This window comes from Pseudolactococcus yaeyamensis, from assembly GCF_054658615.1.
The window spans coordinates 1-2,930 of record NZ_BAAGGP010000151.1; the positions used below are offsets into that span (position 1 = coordinate 1).

General features: G+C 41.2%; 3 protein-coding genes. All 3 read right to left on the reverse strand.

What is annotated here, in order from left to right:
* Positions 1-190 precede the first annotated feature (190 nt).
* The 3 genes from ACYQ21_RS15145 to aroE all read right to left on the reverse strand — a co-directional run bounded on the left by ACYQ21_RS15145 (position 191) and on the right by aroE (position 2,752).
* Positions 191-691 carry a flavin reductase gene (locus tag ACYQ21_RS15145; protein WP_460059480.1) on the reverse strand — a complete coding sequence of 167 codons (501 nt, stop codon included), beginning with the start codon at positions 689-691 and terminating at the stop codon, positions 191-193.
* Between the two features lie 26 nt (positions 692-717).
* Positions 718-1,785 carry a 3-dehydroquinate synthase gene (gene aroB / locus ACYQ21_RS15150; RefSeq protein WP_460059482.1) on the reverse strand — a complete coding sequence of 356 codons (1,068 nt, stop codon included), beginning with the start codon at positions 1,783-1,785 and terminating at the stop codon, positions 718-720.
* A 148-nt stretch (positions 1,786-1,933) separates the two neighbouring features.
* On the reverse strand, positions 1,934-2,752 hold the full coding sequence (gene aroE / locus ACYQ21_RS15155) for a shikimate dehydrogenase (protein WP_460059483.1): 819 nt from the start codon (positions 2,750-2,752) through the stop codon (positions 1,934-1,936).
* Positions 2,753-2,930: the final 178 nt, after the last annotated feature.

The window sequence follows — 2,930 nt, forward strand, 5'->3', positions numbered from 1 at the left end:
TGAGTGTCAGGTCATCTCAGAGAATGCGCAAAAAGTTTTGAATGTGTTTAGAAAACTCGCTATTTTAGCTCATCGAACTTATTTGAAACAAGTAAATAAAAGGGGTAGTGTCAAGCAGAATCTATTGCAATGCTTGGTGAATGAGAAGATATTGGCTGACGTAATAAAAAGTTTATGAAACGAACGTGACTTACAACATGCTACCAGATTTTGCAATATTGTTTGTCGTTTTTTTATAGTATCTGATTTTGTCATCCCCCACATATAGAAGGGGGTGAAAGGTTTGAAAGTCTATGTCATCTGAAGCGATTAATCTTGACTCTATCGTTAGAAAAACGTGTAAATAGTGTTCGTCAGTTACAATCTGAATCACTTTAGCGATAATTGAAATCAAGGCTTCTTCCAAGTAGGTAACGCCATTAAACACACTAAAATTAGCTCCATTTTTGGCTAAAAGTTCTTCCCGCTGATGCGAATTGACAAAGCCTGCAATATCCGAAATCAGTTGTTCTTTATCTGCTAAAAAATTGACCGCAAGTCTTGTCCCTACTTTAATTTGCTTGGCAGTGTTTCCCGCTTTGCTCATACCAATGACCAGTTTATCTCCTAAGCTATATGAACTAGATAAAGTTGTCACTAACAGCTCATCCGACTCTCCAGTCAAGCTAAGAAGAAAGACTGGAAAACCCATATAAAACTTCCTCGTTTCTATTTCCCTCATCCTAACCACTCAGGCACATCAACCATGGCAATTTCATTAATAAAAGCTTCTCCAACTTTTGGCACTAAGACTGTCTTAATCTTTGTCCCACGTGCTTTTTTATCTAGGGTAATGGCTTTAGCCAAACGCATGACATCCCAATCTTCAAAGTTTGTTGGCAAATGGAATTTCACAACCATGTCACGGATTTTCTCAGTCAAGCCGACCTCTACTAAGCCTTTTTTTTCAGCAATTTTAGTGATTTGAATCATGCCAATAGCAACGCCTTCGCCGTGCATGACCTTGCCATAACCGGCGGTTGCTTCAACGGCGTGACCAATGGTATGCCCAAAATTGAGGTAGAGCCGCGTGCCGTTATCTAATTTATCTTCTACGACAACTTTTCTTTTGACATCACAAGAATGATAGATTAAGCTTTCAGCATTATCTAAAAGATTATCAACCTCACCCGTCATGTCTTGTAAAATGTCCCAGAGTTTCTCATCCGCAATCAAACCACATTTGATGACTTCGCCCATACCTTCGTAGAGCTCGCGTTTGCCAAGCGTCACTAAACAATTCGGATCAATCAAAACACCGTCAGGCTGCGTGAAAGTCCCGACCATATTTTTGGCATAGGCGGTATTTACCCCCGTTTTCCCACCAACTGACGAGTCCACTTGCGCCGTCAAACTAGTCGGAATTTGCAAGAAATGAATGCCACGCATATAAGTCGATGCCACAAAGCCTGCCAAATCGCCAACAACTCCGCCACCTAGCGCCACAACGCCATCAGAGCGTGTCAGCCCAAAGTCCGCTAAAAACTGATAAGCTTTATCAACTGTCGTCAAGTTTTTAGACACTTCACCTTCTAAGAAAGCAAAAACTGCTACCTCAAAACCTGCTGCTTCAAAAGATAATTTGACCGTTTCAGCATACAAATCTCCGACATGGTTATCTGTGATGATGACCACTTTCTGTGGCTGCCAGAGTTTCCCTGCCCAATTCCCTGACTTTGATAGGCTCCCACGTTCAACGATTAAATCATAGGGATGGTCGGGTAAATTTACATGTAATGTTTTCATAGATAGCGTTTCCTTTCAGCTTCAACTTTCAGATAGAGGGAATGGCGCGGATTACACGCTTTCACCGGTGGTGCAAAATGAAAATCTTAATACCTTGCTCGGTACTTGATTTTCTGGAGAGTTGACGGGGATTGTTGTGACTTTTGACTTAACCATATATTTTTTTTGCCAATTTTTTCAGAATCATAGCCGTCGGCATCTCCTGACCTGTCCAAAGTTTAAAACTTTCTGCCGCTTGATAAAGGAGCATCCCTAAGCCATTGACCGTCTGATTCCCTTGAGCTTTGGCAACTATCAATAAAGGCGTCTCAATCGGCTGGTAAATGATGTCAGCCACTAGCATTTCCCGAGGAAACTTCAAATCAGAGGTAATCGGTAAACCAACACCATCCATGCCAAGGCTAGTTGTATTGACTAGCAAATCACCGGTCAGCTCTAGCAAATCTGACAAAGGTTTGAACACAATGTTTCCGGGATAATTAGCGAAAAGTTCGGGCTTGTAAGTTCGATTATAAACGGTGATTTGGCGCGCACCTTGTACAGTAGCTTCCGCAATAATTGAACGGGCTGCACCACCTGCACCAATGATGGTAATGTCACTATCTTTGACTTCATAATTTTTCAGAGACTTAAAAAAACCAGCACCATCAGTTGACGTACCAAAAAGCTTGCCATCTCGATTGACGATGGTGTTAATAGCTCCCGTTAGCTTAGCCACTTCTGACAGCTCATCCATATATTGAATGGCTGTTTCTTTATAGGGCATAGATAAATTGACACCGTACATGTCAAGTGTCTTGATGCTCTCAATGACTGAGCCTAAATCAGTTTCTGGTGTTTCAAAAGCAAGGTAAACACCATTTTCACCGACATGTTCAAAAGCCAAATTATGTATAAAAGGTGACAGCGAGTGCTTAATCGGGTTCGCCACCACCGCTGCGAGTTTCGTGTAACCGTTAATTTCCATACTGCTATTTTAGCGTAATTTTCGCAATTTTTCAATAATAACTCGAAATAGGCACGACAAACGCATGACTCTCTCTCCCAATCTCAAAATAGGAAGCGTGTTTTTAAAAATAACAGCTCTCACATTGAAAACAACTGTGCCAAATAATCTGGAAAAGTCATTGATAACGAAAAACGTT

What these genes read in the sequence shown, in the direction of transcription:
- aroE (WP_460059483.1), bottom strand. Translation starts at nt 2,752, where the DNA reads ATGGAAATTAACGGTTACACGAAACTCGCAGCGGTGGTGGCGAACCCG.
- aroB (WP_460059482.1), bottom strand. Translation starts at nt 1,785, where the DNA reads ATGAAAACATTACATGTAAATTTACCCGACCATCCCTATGATTTAATC.
- ACYQ21_RS15145 (WP_460059480.1), bottom strand. Translation starts at nt 691, where the DNA reads ATGGGTTTTCCAGTCTTTCTTCTTAGCTTGACTGGAGAGTCGGATGAG.